The organism is Jiella sonneratiae (genome assembly GCF_017353515.1).
GTDB classification, from domain to species: Bacteria; Pseudomonadota; Alphaproteobacteria; order Rhizobiales; family Rhizobiaceae; genus Jiella; species Jiella sonneratiae.
This window is the reverse complement of record NZ_JAFMPY010000013.1, coordinates 63,339-86,069: the sequence shown is the minus strand read 5'-3', so window position 1 is coordinate 86,069 and position 22,731 is coordinate 63,339. Positions and strand designations below refer to the sequence as shown.

The 22,731-nt window shown below is 66.8% G+C and carries 22 protein-coding genes; 7 read left to right on the top strand and 15 right to left on the bottom strand.

Annotated features, from left to right (window positions below; all coding sequences use genetic code 11):
- Nucleotides 1–73: 73 nt before the first annotated feature.
- The 5 genes from J1C47_RS13380 to J1C47_RS13360 all read right to left on the bottom strand — a co-directional run bounded on the left by J1C47_RS13380 (nucleotide 74) and on the right by J1C47_RS13360 (nucleotide 5,094).
- Nucleotides 74–424: a hypothetical protein gene (locus J1C47_RS13380; protein ID WP_207351273.1), complete on the bottom strand. Its 351-nt coding sequence runs from the start codon at nucleotides 422–424 to the stop codon at nucleotides 74–76.
- A gap of 41 nt (nucleotides 425–465) precedes the next feature.
- Nucleotides 466–1,215, bottom strand: coding sequence for an arginyltransferase (locus J1C47_RS13375; protein ID WP_207351272.1), 750 nt, complete (start codon nucleotides 1,213–1,215; stop codon nucleotides 466–468).
- Between the two features lie 17 nt (nucleotides 1,216–1,232).
- On the bottom strand, nucleotides 1,233–3,059 hold the full coding sequence (locus tag J1C47_RS13370; protein WP_207351271.1) for an SLC13 family permease: 1,827 nt from the start codon (nucleotides 3,057–3,059) through the stop codon (nucleotides 1,233–1,235).
- Nucleotides 3,060–3,233: 174 nt separating this feature from the next.
- The gene (locus J1C47_RS13365) at nucleotides 3,234–3,704 is read right to left on the bottom strand and encodes an RDD family protein (RefSeq protein ID WP_207351270.1); all 471 of its coding nucleotides are present in this window, start codon (nucleotides 3,702–3,704) and stop codon (nucleotides 3,234–3,236) included.
- Nucleotides 3,705–3,813: 109 nt separating this feature from the next.
- Complete coding sequence (locus tag J1C47_RS13360; RefSeq protein ID WP_207351269.1) at nucleotides 3,814–5,094, bottom strand: NAD(P)/FAD-dependent oxidoreductase; 1,281 nt, start codon at nucleotides 5,092–5,094, stop codon at nucleotides 3,814–3,816.
- Between the two features lie 228 nt (nucleotides 5,095–5,322).
- On the opposite strand from J1C47_RS13360, the gene J1C47_RS13355 reads away from it, so the two are divergent.
- Both J1C47_RS13355 and J1C47_RS13350 read left to right on the top strand, forming a co-directional pair.
- Nucleotides 5,323–6,039, top strand: coding sequence for a class I SAM-dependent methyltransferase (locus J1C47_RS13355; protein WP_207351268.1), 717 nt, complete (start codon nucleotides 5,323–5,325; stop codon nucleotides 6,037–6,039).
- 143 nt (nucleotides 6,040–6,182) lie between these two features.
- The gene (locus J1C47_RS13350; RefSeq protein WP_207351267.1) at nucleotides 6,183–6,614 is read left to right on the top strand and encodes a MarR family winged helix-turn-helix transcriptional regulator; all 432 of its coding nucleotides are present in this window, start codon (nucleotides 6,183–6,185) and stop codon (nucleotides 6,612–6,614) included.
- 18 nt (nucleotides 6,615–6,632) lie between these two features.
- Here the strand turns inward: J1C47_RS13350 and J1C47_RS13345 are convergent, their stop codons facing one another.
- On the bottom strand, nucleotides 6,633–7,949 hold the full coding sequence (locus J1C47_RS13345) for an NAD(P)H-dependent oxidoreductase (RefSeq protein WP_207351266.1): 1,317 nt from the start codon (nucleotides 7,947–7,949) through the stop codon (nucleotides 6,633–6,635).
- A 245-nt stretch (nucleotides 7,950–8,194) separates the two neighbouring features.
- Here J1C47_RS13345 and J1C47_RS13340 point away from each other — a divergent pair, with 245 nt between their 5' ends.
- The 3 genes from J1C47_RS13340 to J1C47_RS13330 all read left to right on the top strand — a co-directional run bounded on the left by J1C47_RS13340 (nucleotide 8,195) and on the right by J1C47_RS13330 (nucleotide 10,405).
- Entirely contained in the window at nucleotides 8,195–8,401 is a 207-nt protein-coding gene (locus J1C47_RS13340; RefSeq protein ID WP_207351265.1) for a hypothetical protein, read from the top strand.
- Nucleotides 8,402–8,666: 265 nt separating this feature from the next.
- Nucleotides 8,667–9,944 (top strand): 5-aminolevulinate synthase, encoded by a 1,278-nt coding sequence (hemA, locus tag J1C47_RS13335; protein ID WP_207351344.1) that lies wholly within the window; start codon nucleotides 8,667–8,669, stop codon nucleotides 9,942–9,944.
- An 83-nt stretch (nucleotides 9,945–10,027) separates the two neighbouring features.
- A complete protein-coding gene (locus tag J1C47_RS13330; protein WP_207351264.1) occupies nucleotides 10,028–10,405 on the top strand; it encodes a hypothetical protein in 378 nt (125 codons plus the stop codon).
- 13 nt (nucleotides 10,406–10,418) lie between these two features.
- Here J1C47_RS13330 and J1C47_RS13325 read toward each other — a convergent pair whose 3' ends face one another.
- The 8 genes from J1C47_RS13325 to J1C47_RS13290 form a co-directional block, all read right to left on the bottom strand.
- On the bottom strand, nucleotides 10,419–11,540 hold the full coding sequence (locus J1C47_RS13325) for an AbrB family transcriptional regulator (protein WP_207351343.1): 1,122 nt from the start codon (nucleotides 11,538–11,540) through the stop codon (nucleotides 10,419–10,421).
- A 2-nt stretch (nucleotides 11,541–11,542) separates the two neighbouring features.
- The gene (locus tag J1C47_RS13320; RefSeq protein ID WP_207351263.1) at nucleotides 11,543–12,712 is read right to left on the bottom strand and encodes a pyridoxal phosphate-dependent aminotransferase; all 1,170 of its coding nucleotides are present in this window, start codon (nucleotides 12,710–12,712) and stop codon (nucleotides 11,543–11,545) included.
- Nucleotides 12,713–12,848: 136 nt separating this feature from the next.
- Entirely contained in the window at nucleotides 12,849–14,486 is a 1,638-nt protein-coding gene (locus J1C47_RS13315) for an ATP-dependent Clp protease proteolytic subunit (protein WP_207351262.1), read from the bottom strand.
- A 24-nt stretch (nucleotides 14,487–14,510) separates the two neighbouring features.
- Nucleotides 14,511–15,257 carry a hypothetical protein gene (locus J1C47_RS13310; RefSeq protein WP_207351261.1) on the bottom strand — a complete coding sequence of 249 codons (747 nt, stop codon included), beginning with the start codon at nucleotides 15,255–15,257 and terminating at the stop codon, nucleotides 14,511–14,513.
- 165 nt (nucleotides 15,258–15,422) lie between these two features.
- The gene (pnp, locus tag J1C47_RS13305; protein ID WP_207351260.1) at nucleotides 15,423–17,555 is read right to left on the bottom strand and encodes a polyribonucleotide nucleotidyltransferase; all 2,133 of its coding nucleotides are present in this window, start codon (nucleotides 17,553–17,555) and stop codon (nucleotides 15,423–15,425) included.
- A gap of 295 nt (nucleotides 17,556–17,850) precedes the next feature.
- Nucleotides 17,851–18,120 (bottom strand): 30S ribosomal protein S15, encoded by a 270-nt coding sequence (gene rpsO / locus J1C47_RS13300; RefSeq protein ID WP_207351259.1) that lies wholly within the window; start codon nucleotides 18,118–18,120, stop codon nucleotides 17,851–17,853.
- 320 nt (nucleotides 18,121–18,440) lie between these two features.
- Entirely contained in the window at nucleotides 18,441–18,788 is a 348-nt protein-coding gene (locus J1C47_RS13295; RefSeq protein WP_207351258.1) for a DUF2147 domain-containing protein, read from the bottom strand.
- Between the two features lie 407 nt (nucleotides 18,789–19,195).
- Nucleotides 19,196–19,537 carry a DUF2147 domain-containing protein gene (locus tag J1C47_RS13290; RefSeq protein WP_207351342.1) on the bottom strand — a complete coding sequence of 114 codons (342 nt, stop codon included), beginning with the start codon at nucleotides 19,535–19,537 and terminating at the stop codon, nucleotides 19,196–19,198.
- A 485-nt stretch (nucleotides 19,538–20,022) separates the two neighbouring features.
- On the opposite strand from J1C47_RS13290, the gene J1C47_RS13285 reads away from it, so the two are divergent.
- Both J1C47_RS13285 and J1C47_RS13280 read left to right on the top strand, forming a co-directional pair.
- Nucleotides 20,023–20,295 (top strand): hypothetical protein, encoded by a 273-nt coding sequence (locus J1C47_RS13285; RefSeq protein ID WP_207351257.1) that lies wholly within the window; start codon nucleotides 20,023–20,025, stop codon nucleotides 20,293–20,295.
- A gap of 125 nt (nucleotides 20,296–20,420) precedes the next feature.
- Nucleotides 20,421–21,494 (top strand): serine hydrolase domain-containing protein, encoded by a 1,074-nt coding sequence (locus tag J1C47_RS13280; RefSeq protein WP_207351256.1) that lies wholly within the window; start codon nucleotides 20,421–20,423, stop codon nucleotides 21,492–21,494.
- Between the two features lie 65 nt (nucleotides 21,495–21,559).
- Here the strand turns inward: J1C47_RS13280 and J1C47_RS13275 are convergent, their stop codons facing one another.
- Nucleotides 21,560–22,675, bottom strand: coding sequence for a pyridoxal phosphate-dependent aminotransferase (locus J1C47_RS13275; RefSeq protein WP_207351255.1), 1,116 nt, complete (start codon nucleotides 22,673–22,675; stop codon nucleotides 21,560–21,562).
- Nucleotides 22,676–22,731 lie beyond the last annotated feature (56 nt).

The window sequence follows — 22,731 nt, the reverse complement described above, 5'->3', positions numbered from 1 at the left end:
CAGTCCGCGGCTTCGGTTTCCCGCTCCGCATCGGCGGCCATGGCGCGATACGCCTCGTCGAGGCCTGAGTCGATCACGTGCCGACGCAACAGGTTCTCGATGTAAAGGCGCTGACGTCGCCCTCGCCGGCGGCCCGGGTGAGCCCGTCGAAGACGTCTTCGGCGATGGTGATGGTCATCTTGCGGGGCATGGTCGGATCCGTTCGTCCGGCACGAAAGATTTCTACCAGATCGAAGATCGTGCCTCCATCACGGTCGCGCTCGGGGGTGGAGGCAGTAGATGGACAGAAGCGCGAACGACGGCCGAAGGGTGAGCCAATGCACACCGCTCCGGTGCATCCCGGATCGCTGCCGTCGTGGCCGCCGCTTTCCGCACGGGCGATTGCCCGCCGCCAGTCCGGTCCGTTCGCGAAGCCCGGCGCCACGCGGGGCCGCCTCGACCCGCCGCGCGAGCAAAAGCCCGGCACTATCCCTCGTATCTCTCCCAGCCCTTCGGCGTCAGGTGTTCCTGCGGCTGGAAGCGGATCTTGTAGTCCATCTTCTTCGAGCCTTCGACCCAGTAGCCGAGATAGAGATAGGAGAGGCCGAGCTTCTTGGTCTGCTCGACATGGTCGAGGATCATCTGGGTGCCGAGGCTGCGGTCGTCCTCGAAGGGGTCGAAGAAGGAATAGACCATCGACATGCCGTCGGCCATGACGTCGGAGAGCGCGACGGCGACGAGTTCGCCGTCCGAGGCGGCCGAAAAGCGCGAGTCCGGGCCGCGGCGGCGGTATTCGATCAGCCGCGTGTCGACCTGGCTGTCCTCCACCATCATCGCATAGTCGAGGACGCTCATCTCCGCCATGCCGCCCTTGGCGTGGCGGTGGTCGATATAGCGCCGGAACAGCGAATACTGTTCGCTCGTCGGATTCGGCGCGGACATGCGGGCAACGAGGTCGCGGTTCCTCGACCTCACCCGCTTCATCGACTTCGTCGGCGCGAATTCGTCGACCAGGATGCGCACCGACACGCAGGCCCGGCAGCGTTCGCAGGCCGGCCGGTAGGCGATGTTCTGGCTGCGGCGGAAGCCGCCCTGGCTCAACAGGTCGAGCAGCGCCGGCGCGCGTTCGCCGAGGAGATGCGTGAAGACTTTGCGTTCGGCCCGCCCCTGCAGATAGGGGCAGGGCGAGGGCGAGGTCAGGAAGAACTGCGGCGTCTGCGGATGATGGACGGTCACGTGCTATCCCGAAACAGTCAAAGCCCGTAATACCATGGTGCGACGATGGTGAATGTTAACCACACCAGAAGCACGAGGGGAACACCGGCCTTCACGAAGTCGACGAAACGATAGCGCCCCGGCCCCATGACGAGAAGGTTGGTCTGATAGCCGATCGGCGTCGCGAAGGAGGCGTTGGCCCCGAAGATCACGCAGGCGAGCCAGGGTTCCGGCGCGACGCCGAGGCGGCGCGAGATGTCGAGGGCGATCGGCGTGAAGAGGACGGCGGTGGCGTTGTTCGACAGGAAGTTGGTGAAGACCGCGACGACCAGGAACAGCCCGGACAGGAGCACGATCGGCGAGGCGCCGTCGAGAGCCGACAGCGCGCTCTCGGCGATGAGGTGAGCGCCGCCGGTGCGCTCCAGCGCCGTCGCGGCGGCGATCGAGGCGCCGACCAGCATGAAGATCGACCGGTCGATGGAGCGGGCCGCCTCGCCGATGGTCAGGCACCCCGTCGCCACCATCGCGATGGCGCCGCAGACGGCGAGCACCTCGATCGGCAGGATGCCGACGGCCGAGAAGCCGACGATGGTGACGAAGATCAAGGTGGCGAGCAGCGCCTTGGCCGACTGCGGGATGGCCTGCGCCGAATATTCGAGCAGCAGGAGATCGTGATTGCCGCGCAGCGCCGAGATGTTCGCCTCGCGGCCGCACAGGAGCAGCGTGTCGCCGGGCTCGAGCCGGATTTCCGACAGGGCCGCCCGCGCCATGCGGCTCTTGCGCTGCAGGCCGAACAGGGTGATGCCGAACTGCGTCCTGAGGCCGGAGAACTGCATGGTGCGGCCGGCATAGCGCGAGCCGGGCGCGACCACCGCCTCGGCCATCACCATGTCCGGCCCGATCTTGTTGGCGCGCCCGGCGGTCTCGCCGCCCGACGGGTCCAGCGCCTTCACCTTGAGATTGCCGCGCGACAGCGCCCGCGAGAAGGCGCGCCGCGTCGCCGTGACGATCAGCCGGTCGCCGATCGACAGCTCGATGTCGTCGAAGGGGGGAAGGATGGTCTCGCCGCCGCGGATGATCATCCGCGGCGTCAGGTCGGAAAGTCCCGGAAACAGCCCCGACCGCGCCCTGAGGCCGAGAAAGGCGTGGCCGGGCGCAATGTCGATCTCGCCGAGGAACTGCTTGCCGCCGGGATCGACGACCCTTCCTTCCTGCGCCTCGCGCGGCGTCAGGATGCGCGGCATGAAGCGGATGACGTAGATCGCGCCGACGACGGCGATGGCGAGGCCGGGAACGGTGATGTCGAAGAAGCCGAGATGGATGCCGGAGCGCAGGGCGACGCCGGCGACGAGAAGGTTGGTCGAGGAGCCGATCAGCGTCGTGATGCCGCCGAGGATCGACAGGAAGGACAGCGGCATGAAGACGTGGTTCGGCGAGATGCCGCGCTGCGTCGCCAGCATCGTCAGGATCGGGATGAAGATGACCACCACCGGCGTGTTGTTGAGGAAGGCCGAGAGCGTCGCCGCCGAGACGAGGACGATCGCGACGGCCCCCGCGCCGATATTGCCGCCGACCTTGGTCAGCCAGGTTGCCGGCCGCGCCATGGCGTCGGTGGCGAACAGCCCCTGGCCGACGATCAGGAGCGCCATCACGGTGATCAGGGCCGGATTGGCGAAACCGGCAAGGAGATCCGAGGTCGTCACCGCCTGGCCGGCGGAATCGACATAGGGAAAGGCCGAGAAGAGGAGCAGGAATCCCGCAAGGGACGCCGCCGCGACCCCCTCGATGGGCCAGCGCTCCAGCGCGTAACCCACGATGCTCACCAGAATCAGCAGATAGGTGAGCCAGATGTGAAAGAATTCCATGAAACGTCGCGAGCAGTTGTCCCCGCGCCGTTATCTCCGGCCGAACGCCGGCTGACAACCCGGCCCCGGACGATTGATTCCCCGCCTCGGGGGAGAGCTGCCGGAGCCTCGGCATGCCGTCCAGGCAGGTGGCGGCCGGCCGAAGGTCGGCTTGCCTTCGGCCGGCGAGGCGTCTCAGAATTCGCGGTCGCGCAGGACGACGGTCCCGAGCAGCAGGTCCTGCAGCAGCTGCTTGCGCGGCGTGAACAGCGACACCAGCAGCACGAAGGGCGTCAGCACCGCGTTCGCCGCCCAGAAGATCACCCCGTGCAGCACGGCGAGTGACGGGTCGACGGCGCCGCCGTCGAGCCGCGCGATCCGGACGCCGGCCATGCGCATGCCGGGCGTCGCCTGGTTGCGCCCGCCCATGGTGAAGCCGACGTAGAACACCGCGACGACCGGAAACAGCAAGGCATAGAGGCTCCAGGCGAGGCCGAAGGAGACGATGCCGAGCAGGAAGACGACGATCGCCGCCGGCACGCAGAGCAAAAGCACGAGCGTGTAGTCGAAGACGAAGGCGAGCATCCGCCGCGTGCGCACGCCGCTGTAGGTGCCGGGGGCGTCGAGACGGTCGGCGCGCATGGCGTCGATCGTGGTGTCGGACATGGGCTGTGTTCCTCCTGACGAAAGGGCGGCCGGTTCCGCCGGCCCGCAGCATCAGATGGGAATGCGGCGTTTCCCCCGCAATGGTTTCCGGCCGATCCCGAGGCGGCGCTCAGGCGCCGCGCTTCAGCGCCGCGACGTGGGACTTGAGGTCGAAGCCGTGGCGGGCGACCTCGCCGCGCGCGAGAACGAGGTCCTCGGCGAGGATCCGCCGCCCGAGCATGTGCTCGCCGGGGCGGTTCACCGTCTCGATGCCGAGCAGCCTGTCGCCCGAGAAGCAATAGGCGACGAGCTTGCCGGCCTCGCCGAGGGGGGCGATCTCGACATGATCGGCGCCGGCGGTCAGGCCGACGATCTGCAGCTTGAACGGCCCCTGGTCGCTCCAGAACCACGGCACCGCCCGGTAGGGCGCGACGCCGGCCGCCGCCTCGCCGGCGACGATCGTCTCGGCGACGAGCTTTGCCTGGTCGACGGCATTCTGCACCGATTCCAGCCGCACGATCTTCTCGGCGAAGGGCGAATGAAAGGCCGCGCAGTCGCCGATGGCGAAGATCGCCGGATCGCTCGTTCTCATCGTGCCGTCGACGAGGACGCCGTTCTCGGCGGCAAGACCCGCCGTGCGGGCGAGCCGGTCGTTGGGAACGACGCCCGCGGCGATCAGCACGAGGTCGGCGGCGAGTTCGCTGCCGTCCGACAGGGCGACGGCGCCGACCCGGCCGTCGCCGAGAATGGCCGACAGCGCCGTGCCGAGGCGGATCTCGCTGCCCATCGCCCGATGCTCGTCGAGGAAGAACGCCGAGACCTCGCGCGAGACGGTGCGGCCCATCAGCCGGTCGGCGGCCTCGACGACGGTCACCGTCTTCTCCAGCGCCCGCAGGGCCGCGGCGACCTCGAGCCCGATGAAGCCGCCGCCGGCGATGACGACGCGCTGCGCCCCGGCGAGCCCGGCCCTCAAGTGCTCGGCATCCTCGGCCGAGCGCAGCTGGTAGACGCCTTCAAGGTCGTGGCCGGGGATCGGCAGGACGCGGTTGGAGGCGCCGACGGCAAGCACCAGCCGGTCGTAGGCGAGCCGCCCACCGCGCGAGAGCGTGACGCTCCGGTCGCCGCGATCGATCGCCTCGACCCGCTCGCCCAGCCGCAGATCGATGCGGTTCTTCTCGAAGAAGCCGTCGGGCTTGAGGACAAGGCTTTCGAAGGCCGCGTCGGTCTTGATGTAGGTCTTCGACAAAGGCGGGCGCTGATAGGGAAGGCGCGCCTCTTCCGAGACAAGCGTCACCCGGCCCGGATAGCCGGCCTGGCGCAGGCTGGCCGCCACTTGGAAGCCGGCCTGGCCGCCGCCGGCGATCACGACGCTTCCCTCGCCCGGCTCGGCTCCGCTGTTTGCAGCGTTCATGTCTCGTCTCCGTCAAACCTGTACCGCCGGCGCCCCTCGCGCGTCGGCGCGCCCGCCCTGTGAAGGGCGAGCCTCTCGTCGCATCGTGGGATGTCGTCCCGCGGCCGCAGTTCCGTTTTGACAGGTCGGCGCGCATTGATGAAGGGTGGGCGTGAGGGGCGGGCGCAGGCTCCGCTCATAAAAACAGGCGCCGGCCGCGACCGGGCGGCCGCGGGAGGACAGGACTTCATGCAGACACCCGAGGCGCTCAACGCCGCCTTCGCCTCCGGCAATCCGCACGACGTCGTCGTCGCGGCGCTGCGCTTCGCCGCGGCCCGCACCGTCCTCGACGTCGGCTGCGGCGGTGGCCGGCTGGTCGGCCGGCTGATCCGCGAAGGCTTCGACGCGACGGGCGTCGATCCGGCGCCGCTCGCCGTCGAAACGGCCCGCCGCACCGTTCCCGCCGCCGGCTTCGCCGAAGCCGGCGCCGAGGCGCTTCCCTTCGAGGCGGGACGCTTCGATGCGGTGGTGTTCATGAACTCGCTGCATCACGTGCCCGCCGAGCGCATGGCGGACGCGCTCGCCGAGGCGCGCCGCGTGGTGCGGCAGGAGGCGGCCATCCTGATCGTCGAGCCGCTCGCCGAGGGCAGCTATTTCGAGGCGATGCGTCCGGTCGAGGACGAAACGGCGATCCGGCAGGCGGCGGGCGCCGCCATCGCCGACGCCGTGCGCGCCGGGCGGTTGCGGCTGCGCGGCAACGTCGTCTTTGAGGAGACGATCCGCTTTGCCGACGTCGACGCTTTCTTGGCGCGTCTCGTCGCCGTCGATCCGGCGCGCGCCGTCCTCGCGGAGCGCCGCCGCGACGAGGTGGAACGCCGGTTTCGCGAATGTTCTCAGCCGGATGCGGCCGGCCGCCGGCTGCAGCAACCGCTGCGGATATACTGGCTGGCGCCGGCTCAAGATTAAAGTTGTTCTAGAAAGTTCATGCGTGAGGCAGGCGGCGCTACATTTTGCAATCATTCCGTGGTCGCATTGCGAGGATTCCCGTTCTATGATGCTTGTGACTGCTTTGCGGCGGTCGGATGAGTGAAGGGGCAACTTGTATCGACATGACGGAGACTGATTCCACCGAAGTGCTCACTGGGCTTTTCGAGCAAATGGCGCGCCGCCTGCATTCGAACGGCTATGCCGCGCACCTTTTCCCCGCCCAGTGGTCGGCGCTGCGCTACATCCACCACGCACAGGCGGACCGGCGCACCGCGATCGACCTCGCGCGCTATCAGGGACTTGCCTCCGGAGCCGTGGCGCGCACGGTGCGCACCCTCGTCGAAAAGGGACTGGTCACCAAGATGGGGACGATCGGCCGCGGCCGCGCCGAGCGTCTGGAGCTGACCGAAAAGGGCTACCAGCTTCTGAAGAGCGATCCGCTGCGCTCGATCCGCAAGGCGATGGAGGAGTTGTCGACCCACGAGCGCAGCGTCCTCGCCAAGGGCCTCGAAACCGCCATCGACGCGACGAGAATGCCGCACGGCCGTCTCTGACCGGCAGCCACGCACCGCCTATCCGAACGCCCTGTCGTCCGCAGCGTCCAGTTCGGCGCGCATGCGCGTGACGATGAGCGAAGCGTCCGGCGTGCAGTTCTCGTAGGTGAGAAGCTCGCCGGCCGCGATCGGCCTTGTGACGCGTGCATGTTCGGCAAGCCCGAGGGGCAGAGCGCGCTTGCCGCGTGCGTCGCGCCATTCGAGAGCGTAGCCGCGATAGTCGGCCATGCCGATGCGACCGAGCGTCTCACCCGGCTGCAACCCGCGCTTGGCACGGGCGCCGCATTCGGCCACCGGCCGGTCGATCGGCACCATGTCGGGCCGCCGGTGGATGACGACCCGCGCCGCCGACAGCGGCGTCTCCAGGCTTGTCAGATGAAACGGCCGGACGAGGGCGAAGCAGGGGCCGGGTCCGACCTTCAGATCCGCCATCCGCTCGATGGCGCGCGGGTGGCGGGGCTTGACGACGCAGAAGACGCCGGGGGCGACGCCCTTGCCGATCGTGTAGTCGACCCGCCCGGCGCGCGACAGCACGCCGCCGTCCTCGGCCGCGCAGAGAACCTGGGCGAGGTTCTCGACGCTGGCCTCGGGTCCGTGCATGCCCGGCACGTCCGGGACGAGGCCGGTGCAGTTTGCGATCGCCGTCATCTCGACCATCGTCTTCGAGCCGTCGATGAACTCGACCAGCATCCGGGCGTTCATGTTGCGCTCCTCAGCCTCGGCCTCGTATTCCTCGGGCACGGCGTCGTGGCGCAGGGGATTGTTCTTGCCCTTGCCCGCCGCGACGACCTCCATCCCGAGAGACTGGGCGAAGCCGATCAGTTCGAGCGTCGCCGCCGGTTCGTCGCCGGCCGAGCCGGTATAGACGACGCCGGCCGCCGCCGCCCGGCGGGCCAAGAGGCGGCCGACGGTGATGTCCGCCTCGACGTTCAGCATGACGACGTGCTTGCCGTTCTCGATCGCCAGGAGGGCGAGGCGGGTGCCGACTTCCGGGCTGCCCGTGGCATCGACGATGACGTCGATCTTGCCGGCCGCACAGAGCGCCGCGATGTCGTCGGTGACGGCGATCCTGCCGGTCTCGATTGCCGCGTCGATCGCCGCCGGCGTCGCCGCGACGACGCCGTGGCCCTCGTCGTAGCCGGCGATCGCGAGCGCCTCCAGCGGCCGGCGCGGGCTGTTGGCGGCGATCGCCCCGACCCGCACGCCCCGCATCAGCGCCGTCTGGACGACGATGTCCGTGCCCATCTGCCCGGCACCGGCAAGGCCGATCGTCACCGGCCCGCTGGATTCGGCGTGACGGGCGAGTTCGGCGGCAAAGCCGATGTGGTCGATCATGAGGTCTCAACTTTCCTTCAACACGCACCGGCCGGCTGCGGCGCGTCGGGCCGCGGCGGCGACGCTTCGACCGCCGATCTACCGGTTTTGCAACGAGCTTGTCACCCGGGGCCCGGCAGCTTGCGTCGGCTGCGCCATCCCGAATCCGTGACCGGGCCGGATCGGAACGGGCCAGACGCAGCGGCCCGCCCCCGCCGCGCCGCGGCGTCTGGCGTTTCCAGTCTGGAATCGATACATGCGGAACCATGGCCGGTACATCGCCCGACGATCGGAAGAAGACACAGCGCGAGGAGCGTCTCGAACGGGCGCTGCGGGCCAATCTGTCGCGTCGCAAGAGCCAGGCCAGGGCGCGGCGCGACGCCGGGACGCCGGCCGGCGAAACGGCGGAGCCAGGGGAACCCGGCGCGTCCATGCCGGAAGCCGGCGAGGGCGAGGGCGGCGGCGAGACGTGACGCCGCCGGCGCGTCGGGAGCGCCCGAGGCCCCGTTCGAGCAGCCCGGTCGCGGCGGCGGAGGCATTTCGAAACTTTAATTTGCTCCAAATCAAGGTGCGGACGTTACAACGGCGGCAGGATCGATGCCGGGGTGTCAAATTATTTTGTCACTTCGTGCGCCATTCGTGTCATATTGATTGGACGGGCGTCGGCGGCCGGTTGCGCCGGCGGTGGACAAGGCGGATGCACGGACTTAGAACCATTCCGATGAGGAGTGCAGGATGATTGACTACCAGCGCCATTTCGCCTCGGCGATCGAAGCCCTTCACGCCGAGCGGCGCTATCGGGTGTTCGCCGATCTGGAGCGTATCGCGGGAGAGTTTCCGAAGGCGATCTGGCGGCACCAGGGCGAGGCGCGGGAGATCACCGTCTGGTGCTCGAACGACTATCTCGGCATGGGCCAGCATCCCGACGTCGTCGGGGCGATGGCGAAGACGGCGCAGAGCATGGGCTCGGGCGCCGGCGGCACCCGCAACATCTCCGGCACCAACCATCCGCTGGTCGAGCTCGAGCTGGAACTCGCCGATCTGCACGGCAAGGAAGCGGCGCTGGTCTTCACCTCGGGCTTCGTTTCCAACGAGGCGTCGATCTCGACCATCGCCAAGCTTCTGCCGAACTGCCTGATCCTTTCCGACGAGCTCAACCATGCCTCGATGATCGAGGGGGTGAGGAAGTCCGGCGCCCGCAAGCAGGTGTTCCGCCACAACGACCTCGCCCATCTCGAGGAACTGCTCGCCGCCGCCGAGCCCGACCGGCCGAAGCTGATCGTCTTCGAGAGCGTCTATTCGATGGACGGGGACGTCGCGCCGATCGCCGCGATCTGCGACCTCGCCGAGACCTACAACGCCATGACCTATATCGACGAGGTCCATGCCGTCGGCATGTACGGCGCGCGCGGCGGCGGCATCTCCGAGCGTGAGGGCGTCGCCGGCCGCATCGACGTCATCGAGGGAACGCTGGCCAAGGCCTTCGGTGTCCTCGGCGGCTACATCACCGGGTCGAAGGCGCTGATCGACGCGGTCCGCTCCTATGCGCCGGGTTTCATCTTCACCACCGCGCTGCCGCCGGCGCTCGCCGCCGCCGCCACCGCCTCGATCCGCCATCTGAAGCACTCGCAGTCGGAGCGCGCCGGCCAGCAGCTTCAGGCGGGGCGGGCGAAGGCGGTGTTCGCCGAGGCGGGTCTGCCGGTGATGCCGTCCGAGACGCACATCGTCCCCGTGCTGGTCGGCGACCCGGACCTCTGCAAGCAGGCGAGCGACCGGCTGCTGGCCAAGCACGGCATCTACATCCAGCCGATCAACTATCCGACGGTGCCGCGCGGCACCGAGCGCCTGCGCATCACCCCGACGCCGCTGCACGACGACCGGCTGATCGAGGCGCTGCGCGACGCGCTGGTCGAGACCTGGCAGGCCGTCGGCATTCCCTTCGCCGCGGAACGCCCGGCGAGCCCCGAGCGTTCGGAGAAGGTGACCCCGCTGGTCGTCTCGCAAGCCGGCGGCTGAATCGCGGCCGTCGCGGCCCCGGCTCGGCCGGTGCCGCCGGCACGACGACGGGGCGGGTCCCGACGATCGCAAGGACCTGCCCGATGAAGGTTTCGCTCGCCTCCCTCCTGTCGAAGCTGCCCGGCCCTGCCAGCACGGCCTTTCCCGGCGGCAGGTTTGCCGCTGAGGCCTTCGCCCACGGCACCATGACCCTCGAAGTCCACGCCCCGCGCGGCGAGGACGCCCAGGATCCCTATCATCAGGACCGGCTGTTCGTCGTCGCGAGCGGCCGCGCGGCGACGCTCTCCGGCGACGGGACGGGGGCCGTCGGCGCCGGCGACGCGCTGCTGGTCGAGGCGGGCGAGGCGTTCCGTTTCGCCGAGATGAGCGACGACTTCGCCGCCTGGGTGGTCTCGTGGGGCCCGGAAGGCGGCGAGGCGGAAGCGCCGAGCCCGTCGGTCTTCGCCGCCATCGACGCCTGACCCCGCCGCGCCGTCACGCGCTTTCTCGATCCCATTCGCCGGGCGCCGGCGCGGCCGCCGTCCCGTCCTCGGCCCTTTCCGTGACGGCCTCGCGCCGCGAGACCCGCCGCGCGAGGAAGGGCACGATCAGCGCGATGGCGAAGAAGCGCACGACGTGATGGGAGGCGACATAGGCCGGATCGATGTCGAACTGGAAGGCGAGCACCGTCAGCGCCTCGAGCGCGCCCGGCGCATAGGCGAGGGCGACGTTCGGCGCCGGCAGGTCGACGAAGACGACGGCGGCGACGCCGGCAAGCCCGGTGCCGAGAAGGCCGAGCGCGAAGCAGCCGAGCGAAGGCGCGAGCAGCCGCAGGAAGGCGGAGACCGAGATGCCGTTCAGCCGGCCGCCGACGATGATCCCGAGAAGCACGAGGCTCGGCAGGGCGAGCCACCAGGGCAGCGAGACCGCGACGACGTCGGCGCCGTGCAGAACGGCGCTGCCGATCAGCGCGCCGAGCATCATGCCGCCGGGAACGTTGAGCCTTGCGGCGAGCCAGGCGGTGGCGGCGGAAAGGCCGAACATCAGCGCATAGGCGAACACCCCGCCGTCGCCGGCCGGCCGCAGCGCCGGACCCATCGCCCCGCCGCCTTCCAGCGCGCCGAGCAGCGGCACCAGGGCGGCGATCAGCATCAGGAGACGGATCGACTGGATGATCACCACCCGGCCCATGTCCGCCTTCGTCTCGGAGGCCGCCGCGACGACGAAGGACAGCGCGCCGGGCAGCGAGGCGAAGAGCGCGGTCGCATGGTCCCAGCCGAGCATCCGCCGCAGGAAGCCGTAACACAGGGCGACGGCGAAGAGGACGCCGAAAAGCTGGATGACGAAGGAGAGCGGCCAGACCGCGAACTGGGTGGCGATCTCGGGCGAGACGCCGGACCCGGCCTGGACGCCGAGCACGTAGAAGGCGAGGGTCTTCAGCCGGTCCGGCAGCCGCGTGTCGAGCCCGGCGAGGCTGAGCGCCGTCGCGGCGACGACCGGGCCGAGCAGCCAGGCGACCGGCAGGCCGAAAGAACTGGCGACGGCGCCGGCGGAAAGCGCCGCCGCCCCGGTGACGGCAAGGTCCCGCAGGCGGCCCCGCGCCGCCCGGTGGCCCATGCTCACACCTGGTATCCGATCCACTCCGCTAGGCGATGGGCGGCCGCCTCGACCTCGTCGAGCCGGCGGTGGAAGCAGGCCCGGAAGAACGGCGCGCCCGCCGGCCCGAAGGCCGTGCCCGGCGCGATCGCGACCTTCGCCTCGTCGACGATCCTGAAGGCCGCCGCCCTGGTGTCGCCGATGCCGTCGATCTTGAAGAAGGCGTAGAAGGCGCCGTCGGGCGGGGCGAGTTCGACGCGGTTGGTCGCCGTCAGGATGTCGCAGAAGATGTCGCGGGCGGTCTCGGCGCGGGCGATCTGGTTCTCGACGAATTCCTCGCCATGGGTCAGCGCGGCGATCGCACCCCGCTGCATGAAAGCCGCGACGCCGGAATTGGAATACTGGATGAGGTTCTCGATGATCTGGCCGAGCGCCGGGCTGGTCTCGATCCAGCCGACCCGCCAGCCGGTCATCGCCCAGTTCTTCGAGAAGGAATTGACGAAGACGATGGCGTCGTGGGCGGCCATGACGTCGTGGAAGGAGGGCGCGCGCGGGCCCTCGTAATAGAACCGCGCATAGATCTCGTCGGCGATGACGACGATGCCGGCCTCGCGCGCGACGGCAAGGATCGCGGCAAGCTCCTCGCGGGTCGCGGTCCAGCCGGTCGGGTTCGAGGGGGAGTTGACGAAGAGGACGCGGGTCTTGTCGGTAATCGCGCTCTTCAGCTTGCCCAGATCGAGCTGCCAGCGGCCGGCGACGCAGTCGAGGCTGACCTCGCGGGGCATCGCGCCCATCAGCCCGGCGGCGGCGGAAAAATTCGGCCAGGCCGGGCCGACGAACACCACCTCGTCGCCGCTGCCGGCGAGCGCCATCAGCGCGAGCTGGATCGCGTGCATCCCCGAGCCGGTGACGAAGAAGCGCTCGGGCTCGAGGTTCTGGCCGTAGAGCCGGCTGGTGTACTGGCTGAGCGCGACGCGCAGCTCCGGCAGGCCGCGCTGGAAGGTGTAGAAGGTCTCGCCCTCGGCAAGGCTCGCCGCCGCGGCCTCGGCGATGAAGCGCGGCGTCGCGAGGTCGCCCTCGCCGGCCCACATCGGGATGATCCCCTCCCTGCCGCGGGCGTGGTTGACGACGGCAACAATACCGCTTTCAGGCGCCTCCACGGCTTCGCGTCGCAGGCGGGAGAGGTCGAGCATGGGGAGGGGCTTTCGGAAAGAAAGGGTTTCCGGGCGGTCTCTTAAAGACATAGATCCCGGTACTGCATGATCCACGGGCCATAGCATTCGGCGCCGAGGTGGAAAAGGCAGGATGCTGCGGTGCGAACAGTTGTGATCAGTCGCTGGGAGCGGCAGGACAGGCGAGAACGATCTTCTTGGTCTGGACGTCGCGTTCGTATTCGGCAATGCCGTCATGATCGAATACGAGCGCAGCCGCGCTGCTATCGAAGGTTTTCCCTTCGGGCTGGCAGCGATCGCCGGTCTGATCGGGGGCGGCTCCCGTCAGGCGAAACGCGCTTTGCGATGGATCGAAGCGGCCGGTGACGCCATAGGGGATGGGGTCGCAACCTCGACGGAAGACAAAGGCTCGGCCGCTCAGCGATCCTTCGACCAATTGTCCCTTGAAAAGCAATTGCTTAGGCTCGATGCCGTACTTCAGGAGCGACTCTCTCGGCTGCGAGTAGCTGATCGTCACATCGGTCTGCCCGGTATCGAGCTTTTCGACCCTGAGCTCCATCTTCGAGCCGTTATGGTTCCAATTGGTCGTCTGTGACTCGACGACAAACGGCTCGACATCCTGCTCTGGACCAACGCTGCGAAAAATTCCGGTATCGGCAAGGGACTCGTCGATACGGGTGATAGGTGTATCTGGCGGAAGAGCCTGCCATGCACGAATTCGGTCGACAGGGATCAGAGCGACGCCCTGATTATCGATGTTCGGCAGCCCCGATCGGACCGTCAGGTCGCCTGGCCAGAATGCTGAATAGATGCGGCCGCTTTGATCCGTAGACACGACGCAATACGACTCATACCCGCCGATCGTCTCGTGCGAGAAGAGGTGCTCCCGGTATCGCCTCGCCCTCGTATAAGCAATAATTGGGCGACTTAAGATCGACCGATCTTGAATGTTCGCCGCCAAGGGAGAGGGGGTGTCCAACACAGGAAATGCGAACTGATCTTTTGCCCACTCTTCAGAATTGACGCAAAAGCTATGCAGGCCCAGCGGCGAACCTGCATCTGCCGCATAATAACTTTCATCGCGCAGATTTGGCTCAATGCGTAAGCGGCGAGATCCAGCAATCCCGATGCGCCACCTACCTGCTTGATCAACGGTTTTTACCTCAACGAATTCCCCTTTGTCGACGGCCTCAAGGGTAAACTCCGTCAATGATTGCGCCCAATTGTGATCATGCAGCAAATTGACGAAGCCGCGCGCTGCCTGGAACATTGCCTCCTCGATGGCCCGCGCCGCGACCCGATCGTCTGGCGCAATGTCGCGAAGCATTTCTTCTGGTAAGTCAGGGGCGTGGAATGCCAGTTTTGCGCCGGGCTCGATCTCCCGGATCGAGAAGCGCTTGCCGTTCGCTCCAATGGATGTACCTGCCATGAAAACGAGCGCGCACGCCGAAACGCACTGAGCGTTGCTCCTGACATAGGTTCGGAGGGCAGCATCTCGGACGAGGTTCGCCAGAGCTATTCCTTCGACGAGGTTTCCTCCGGGGCTGTCCAAAACCAAACGCGCCTGAGAACCTCGAAAGTCGCTTGTTGGAGCCTCGCTCAGCTTTGGTCCGAGGGCCGCTCTCAGTCTTTCGACGTCCCCCTTATCGATTTGGCCGTGCAGCAAAATCGTCCGTTCTGCGCCACAACGGTCGGAGATCTGGGCAGCAGACTGCGTCAAGACCTCGGCTGCTGTCGTAAAGTCTGCAAACGTGCAGACGAAAAATAATGTCAAAAATGAGGACAATTTTTTCATAATAGTCTCGGATAGGCTAAATAATCAATTTGTCACAACAAAAGGACAAGGTCGCCCCAAATCTATACTGCGCTCCGCATGGGCGACGATGCCATAATAATCATCCGGGCTTCCTTCTCGTAGTAGATGGAGAGGGTCATAATCCGCCCGCACAATCGTTCTTCCAGAGATTCCGGCCTCAAGTACGGCCTGAACTAGCTGCTCCGGCCACTCGTGCTCTCTCGTCAGGGTGATCAGATCAACAAAAAAAAGAAACATCTGACGGCGCGCGACCCGCGCGAGTTCGGCATTGCGGTCCTCCAACGGATTTATGGTTCGCACTTGCGCGAATGTGGGGATCGAAAACTCCAGGACGCCGCCTTCTTGCAGGCATCTTGCCGAGGCCCGGACGGTGGTCTCGTTGAAATTGCCCATGTTGCCAGCCATGAACGCGACCGCACAGGCATCTGAACACGTATCTCCAGCTAACACGGCAGTCGATACCTCGGATTGGCCGATCAGCCGAGCGATCTTCACTGCTTCTAAAAAATCTCCACCCTCACCCGCCAAAGTTACCTGATCAACGGCCGATCTTTCGCTGTCTTTGTCACGCGGTTGGTCAAGTCGAGCAGCGACCTTCTGGCTGTCGCCTTCCGTGATGTCCCCAGCGATGCGCAAGATTCTGGTAGCTTGACCTCCAGGACCTTCTCCGGTGGAAAGGCTCAATTCGGCTGCAAATGAACGCTGCATCCACACTGCGGCTAAAACGGCTGCGATCAGAATCCTGTTCACTGCAATTCCTCGGTACCACAACCACCCGATGAAAACATGGATGTCCGATTTAGGCAAATCGATCTTCGACCAATATGATCTTCGCAGATACCAAAACGCGCCCGGGTTTCCCCGAGCGCGCGCATCATGTCCGGTGGGGCTTCCGCCCCGAAAGCACCGTGAAGCTTACGCCTCTTCCTCGGCGCCCTTCTTGAGCTCTTCGCCCGTCGTCTGGTCGACGACCTTCATCGAGAGCCGCACTTTGCCGCGCTCGTCGAAGCCCATGAGCTTGACCCAGACCTTGTCGCCTTCCTTGACGACGTCCGTCGTCTTGGCGACGCGGCCTGCGCCGAGTTGGGAGATGTGGACGAGGCCGTCGCGCGAGCCGAAGAAGTTGACGAAGGCGCCGAACTCCACCGTTTTCACGACCGTGCCCTCGTAGATCTCGCCGACTTCCGGCTCGGCGACGATCGAGTGGATCCACTTCTTGGCGGCCTCGATCTCCTTGCCCGAGGCCGACGCGATCTTGATCGTGCCGTCGTCCTCGATGTTGATCTTGGCGCCGGTCTTCTCGACGATCTCGCGGATCACCTTGCCGCCCGAGCCGATCACGTCGCGGATCTTGTCGGTCGGGATGTTCATCACCTCGATGCGCGGGGCGAACTCGCCGAGTTCGGCGCGGCCCTCGGAGATCGCCTTGGCCATTTCGCCGAGGATGTGGTCGCGGCCGCCCTTGGCCTGGCCGAGGGCGATCTTCATGATCTCCTCGGTGATGCCGTCGATCTTGATGTCCATCTGCAGCGAGGTGACGCCCTGGCTCGTGCCCGCGACCTTGAAGTCCATGTCGCCGAGATGGTCCTCGTCGCCGAGAATGTCGGAGAGGACGGCGAAGCGCTCGCCTTCCTTGATCAGACCCATGGCGATGCCGGCGACCGGCGCCTTCAGCGGCACGCCCGCATCCATCAGCGCCAGCGAGGTGCCGCAGACCGTCGCCATCGAACTGGAACCGTTCGATTCGGTGATCTCGGAGACGACGCGCAGCGTGTAGGGGAACTGGTCGGCGCCCGGCAGCATCGGGTGGATCGCCCGCCACGCCAGTTTGCCATGGCCGATCTCGCGGCGGCCGGGCGAGCCCATGCGGCCGGTCTCGCCGACACTGTAGGGCGGGAAATTATAGTGGAGCAGGAAGCGCTCCTTGTAGGTGCCGGTCAGGGCGTCGACGAACTGCTCGTCCTCGCCGGTGCCGAGCGTCGCGACGACCAGCGCCTGCGTCTCGCCTCTGGTGAACAGCGCCGAGCCGTGGGTGCGCGGCAGGACGCCGACCTCCGAGACGATCGGGCGGACGGTGTCGAGCGAGCGGCCGTCGATGCGCGAGGAGGTGTCGAGGATGTTCCAGCGGACGATCTTCGCCTGCAGCGACTTGAAGACCGCGCCGACCTCTTCCTTGGAGTAGCGGGTCTCTTCCGCGCCCTCGGGCAGGAAGTTCGCGACGACCTTCTTCTTCACCGCGTCGACGGCGGCATAGCGCGCCTGCTTGTCGGTGTTCCTGTAGGCCTCGCGCAGCTCGCTTTCGGCAATCTGCAGCATCTCGCCCTCGAGCGCCGAATGATCCGGCGTGACGTGCTCGCGCGGCTCCTTGGCGGCGACTTCGGCGAGCTTGATGATTGCGTCGATCACCGGCTGGAAGCCGCGGTGGCCGTGCATCACGGCGCCGAGCATGACGTCCTCGGAAAGCTCCTGGGCCTCCGATTCCACCATCAGCACGGCGGCGTCGGTGCCGGCGACGACGAGGTCGAGGGCCGATTCCGGCATCTCGTCGACATGCGGGTTGAGCTTGTACTCGCCGCCGATATAGCCGACGCGGGCAGCGCCGATCGGGCCCATGAAGGGAACGCCGGAGAGCGTCAGCGCGGCGGAGGCGGCGACCATCGCGACGACGTCGGGATCGTTCTCGAGGTCGTGCTGCAGCACGGTGCAGACGACCTGGGTGTCATTCTTGTAGCCGTCGGCGAAGAGCGGGCGGATCGGACGGTCGATGAGGCGGGAGACGAGGGTCTCCTTCTCGCTCGGCCGGCCCTCGCGCTTGAAGTAGCCGCCGGGGATCTTGCCGGCCGCGAAGGTCTTTTCCTGGTAGTTGACGGTGAGGGGGAAGAAGTCGAAGCCGACCTTCGGCTGCTTCTCGGAGACCACCGTCGCGAGAACCGCCGTCTCGCCGTAGGTCGCAAGCACGGCGCCGTCGGCCTGACGGGCGATCTTGCCGGTCTCGAGGGTGAGCGGGCGTCCCGCCCAGTCGATTTCCACCTTGTGGGTGTTGAACATTCTCTTGCCTTTCGTTCGGCGTCGCAGCCGGGAGATCCCGGTGCGGCGCTTTGGCGTTCTGTTTTGGTCGAAACGCGCCATGGGCAAGACGGCGAGAGGCTTCGTGCGGCGCTTCGTCGAGGAAGCGATCGGCCGTTTTCGGCCTGCCCGGAAGCATCCGGCAATCCTGCCCCATGACCGTTCGGTGGTCCTTCGCGGGCAGGGCCCGTTCGGGGGTCAGGCGACGGCCGCGCGTCGCGGCCGGCAAAGGCCGGCGGGCCCGCGAAGCTGCGTTCGGGGCCCGCCGGAAGGTGTTTTAGCGACGCAGGCCGAGACGCTCGATCAGCGTCTGGTAGCGGCTTTCCTCGCAGCCCCTCAGATAGTCGAGAAGGCGCCGGCGCTGGGAGACCATCTTCAGAAGGCCCCGGCGCGAGTGATTGTCCTTCTTGTGGCCCTTGAAGTGCTCGGTGAGGTTGTTGATGCGCTCGGTGAGGAGCGCGACCTGCACCTCGGGCGACCCGGTGTCGCCTTCCTTGGTCGCATATTCCTTCAGCAGCGCAGCCTTGCGCTCTGCGGTGATCGACATCGCGTTACCCTTTCTTTTCGGTTTTGCGGGGTCGTGTCGCCCTTCGCCGGGATGTCGTCCAGCGAGGGCCGTGATGGCATTCGGCATCGTCGAGCGGCGAATGCTGGGGCGCATATAACGGATCGGCGCGCGAAATGCTAGCGGCCGTCGCCTTGCGCTGGTTTTGCGGAGCGGTGCGGATCAGGCGCGGGCGTTGCGCCGGCAAGCCATGCCACAGCACGGTACGGCGAGAACGGTGCCGGCGCCACCCGTCATGGATGGCGCCGGCGCCCGCCTGGCGGGATCGGCGCCCCTCCGATCCCGCCGTACCTCGTTGTTGCCTACTGCCGCGTCCAGGTCTGCGACTTGCAGAAGATCTTCAGCGCGCAACCGGTCAGTTTCAGCGAATTGCCGCTGATCTTGGCCGTCCCCTCATAGGTCTTGCCGTTGGCCGGATCGGTGATCTGTCCTGAATAGCTGTTGCCGGAGCCGCTCATCTGGCCGATCCGCTTGCCCTTGTGCTGGCCGGTCATGATCGTCGTGCAATAGGCCTTGCCGCAGGACGCGATCTTCGCGGTCTCGCCGCTGGCGGTCCGCCAGTTGCCCTCGATCGGCGCCGCCGCGGCCGTGCCGGCGCCAAGGATCATGATCGCGGCGGCCGCCGCAGTAAGTTTCGCCGTCTTCGACATCTGGTCTCCTCCCCAGTGGTTTGAATTTGACATTTGAGTCCCGATCGCGTGAGGCGTCGTATCAAATGTCAAATTCAAAAAATCCATTATAATCATAAACTTGGATAGTGGATCTTTCGTTTCCGACATTTGCTGCGCGGCCTCCACAGGACGGTACCAAATGTCGGAATCGGACCACCAGTCGTTCTCGCGGATGACCGGCGGATTCCCCGTCCGCCGCAGCGGATCCGCCGTTTACGTAAACGTAACTCAACTTTGTGGCCGGGAAAAGGCCGGGGGTCGAGACGGCCCCTGCATCGCAAGGCTCGGAACGGTGGAAAGACTTCGCGGGGGATGAGGTCAGAATGCCGGGAAGGCGCCCCGGCGGGGTGGCAGCCCGCGCCCGCGGGGCCGCCGCCGGGAATGCGTCAGACCCGGGTCCAGACCTGCGTCTTGCAGAAGACCTTGAGGGCGCAGCCGGTCAGCTTGAGCTGGCTGGCGCCGACGCTGGCGGAGCCGGAATAGGTCCGGTTGTCGCGGGGGTCGGTCACTTCGCCGGTGTATTCCCCGCCGGCTCCCGACATGCGGCCGACGGCCTTGCCCTTGTGCTTTCCGGAAATGACGGTGGCGCAATAGGCGCCGCCGCAGGTGCTGACCCTGACGATGCCGCCGCCGGGGGCGCGCCATTTGCCGAGGATCGGTTCGGCGCCGAGCGCCGGCGCGGTCAGGCCGGCTGCAAGCGCCAGCGCGCAGACCAGGGACTTCATCATCATGGTTTCATCCTCTCGGTTTCATGCGATGCGGTCTTCGGCGGCTCGCCCGGCGGCAGCAGGGCCGTCGGCCGCGGCTTCGCGAACGTTCCGCCGTGCGGGCCGCCTCGATCCGCCAAGGTGGCTCCCCGCCCATGCAGGCGGGACAAAAACTTCGGTCGCCCGGGCTGTGGTTCCAGCCGGCGGCTCTTTGCGTCTCGACATGCATGATGGCCGGGCCACGACGGCGGCGATCGCCCGTGGAGGCGCCACCTACAGCCGGATTGACGTGAAGGGAACCCGTCTCCGCGAAACGTGATCAACTATTGGGCAAGATTCGCGGGCTCGTGATCGCGTTCCGGCGCCGTCCGATCGCCGTCGGACTTTGTTTACCGCAACGGCATTCGAGCGGATTCATCTCGAATTAAGCGCAAATTTTAAGTGCGCATTGAAACGACCGCGGGATGATCATCGCCATAACGACAACAGCTTTCGGGACAGGGATCATGGCACATATCGACCTTTCGGCCTTCGATCGGGCCTTTGGCAACGGCGCGGCGCATGTCGACGGGCAGTTGCTTCTCGAACTCGGCATGCGCGCCGCGCTCGGCCGCGACGGCACCGCCGACTTCGTCGCCGCCCATATGTATTTCAACCTCGCCGACAAAAAGGGCGTCGCCGGTGCCGCCGCGCACCGCCAGGATGTCGCGGCGGAGATGACCAAGGCCGAGATCGCCGCCGCGCTGCGCAGCGCCCGCAGGTGGCTGACGCTGCACTGACTGGGGCACGGATCGCCAAGTGTCGAGACCGTTCTCGGCCCCCGGCGATTGAGTTCGCGTGGCTTGCGAAACCCGATACGGGAAGGCACGATGACGTCATGTCGCAATGACGTCGAAGGTGCGCCATGCAGGAAACCGCCGATGGCAGTGCTGGAGATGATGGCTGGCCGACGGCTCGTCCGGAAGAGGCGGGGATGGATGCGGCCACGCTCGCGGGCCTCGCACCACAGTTCGAGGCCTGGCCCGAAGCGAAGCTGCATGCGGCGCTTATCCTGCGTCACGGCAAGGTCGTCTACGAGCGCTATTTCGCGGCCGACGACATGGCTTTTGCGGTGCCGCTCGGCCGCGTCGACTATCATGCCGGGCTGACACACGACCTCCGCTCGATCACCAAGAGCATCACGTCGCTTCTCATCGGCGCGGCGATCGATCGCGGCCTGATCGCGGATATCGACGTGTCGGTGTTCGATTTCTTCCCAGACCATGCGGACCTGCGATCGAAAGAGAAGCAGCAGATCACGCTACGCCACCTCCTGACGATGTCCGCGGGCCTCGAATGGAACGAATCCATTCCCTACAGCGATCCGGCCAATAGCGAACGGCAAATGATCGAGGCGGCGGATCGGTGCCGCTACGTTCTCGAGCGGCCGGTCGTTCGCCCGGCAGGCGCCAGCTACAATTATAGTGGCGGCACGACCATGCTGCTTGCCAATGTCCTAAAAAGGGTGTCGGGGCGACCGGCGGATGAGCTGGCGCGGGAATGGCTCTTCGATCCGCTCGGCATCGTCGAAGTGGAATGGGTTCGCTATCGCGACGGCACACCCATGGCGGCGTCCGGACTGCGCATGCGGCCCCGCGATCTCGCGAAGATCGGCCAACTGGTTCTCGACGCGGGCCTGTGGCACGGGCAGCGCGTTGTCTCCGGCGGTTGGATCTCCGAATCGACCCGCGCGCATATCAACGGCGAGGGGTTATTCTTCTACGGGTACCAGTGGTGGCTCGGTCGGTCGTTGATCAAACGCCGGGAGATCCGGTGGATTGCCGGCTTCGGTTGGGGCGGTCAACGATTGTTCGTCGTCCCGGACCACGACCTCGTCGTCGTGGTCATGGCCGGGCTCTACGGCGATCCGTTCCTGCAAGCGTTGCCCGGCGAAGTCGTCTTGCGCCGATACGCGCTCTCCTCCGTGATTTCCGACTGAACCCGACCGTCGGACCGGTGCGGAGGTTCGGCGCTGCCGTCTCGGCGCATCCTTCCCGCGCCGGCTCAGCGAGCGTTCGGCCGGCCGATCTCGTCGATGGCGCTGAAAAGCGCATCCTCGAACAGCGCGAGATCATCCGGCCGGCCGGCGGACACCCGGATCATCCGGTCGAGTGGCGCGACCCCCGGCATGCGGATGAAGACGCCGCGTTTCAGGACGGCGGCGAGAAGGCCGCGCGCGTAGTCGCCGTCGCCGCCGCAATCGATGGCGACGAAATTCGTCGCCGAGGCGAGCGGGGTCATGTTCGCACGACGCGCGATGTCCGCAAGCGCCGCGCGCGCGGCCGCGATTTTCTTCACGACGTCGACGAGAAAGGCCTGATCCTTCAACGCCGCGATCGCGCCGGCCTGGGCGATCCGCGAGACGCCGAAATGGTTGCGCACCTTGTCGAATTGGGCGACCGTGGCCGGCTCTCCGACGACATAGGCGACGCGCACGCCGGCCATGCCGTAGGCCTTCGAGAAAGTGCGGAAGCGCAGGAGATTCGGCCGCATCAGCGTGATCGGCGTCAGCGCGCCCTCCGGCGCGAGATCGCTATAGGCCTCGTCGAGGACGAGGATGGTCTCTTCCGGCACCGCGTCGATCATCTGCTCGATCGTTCGAGCGTCGTGCCAACTGCCGGTCGGATTGTCGGGATTGGCGAAATAGAGAAGTTTCGGCCGCAGCGCCGTCGCCCGCTCCACCAAGGCTTCGGCGTCCTCGTGGGCGTCCGGCCGGTAGGGAACGAAGTCGAGCTTCGCGCCATGGCCGGCGACGTGATAGTTGAAGGTCGGATAGGCGCCGTAGGAAGTGACCACCGTGTCGCCGGGGTCGGTCGCAAGATGCACCAGATGGCCGAGAAGGCCGTCGATCCCTTCGCCGATCGCGATGTTTTCGAGACCGATCCCGTGATGCGCGGCGATCGCGCGTTTCAACTCGTACTGTTCCGGGTCGCCATAGGCCCAGCTCTCGGTCGCCGCCCGGGCCATGGCCTCGACGACGGCCGGGGAGGGTCCGAAGACGCTCTCGTTCGCGCCGAGCCTGGCGCGGAACGCCTGTCCCATGCGACGCTCCAGGGTCTCCGGCCCGACGAAGGGCACGGTGGCGGGAAGCGAGCGGGCGAGATCGGTGAAGAGCGGCATCGGCGGTTCCGGCGGTCTGGCGACCGGCAGGGTATGGCGAGCCGATCGCGGGCATA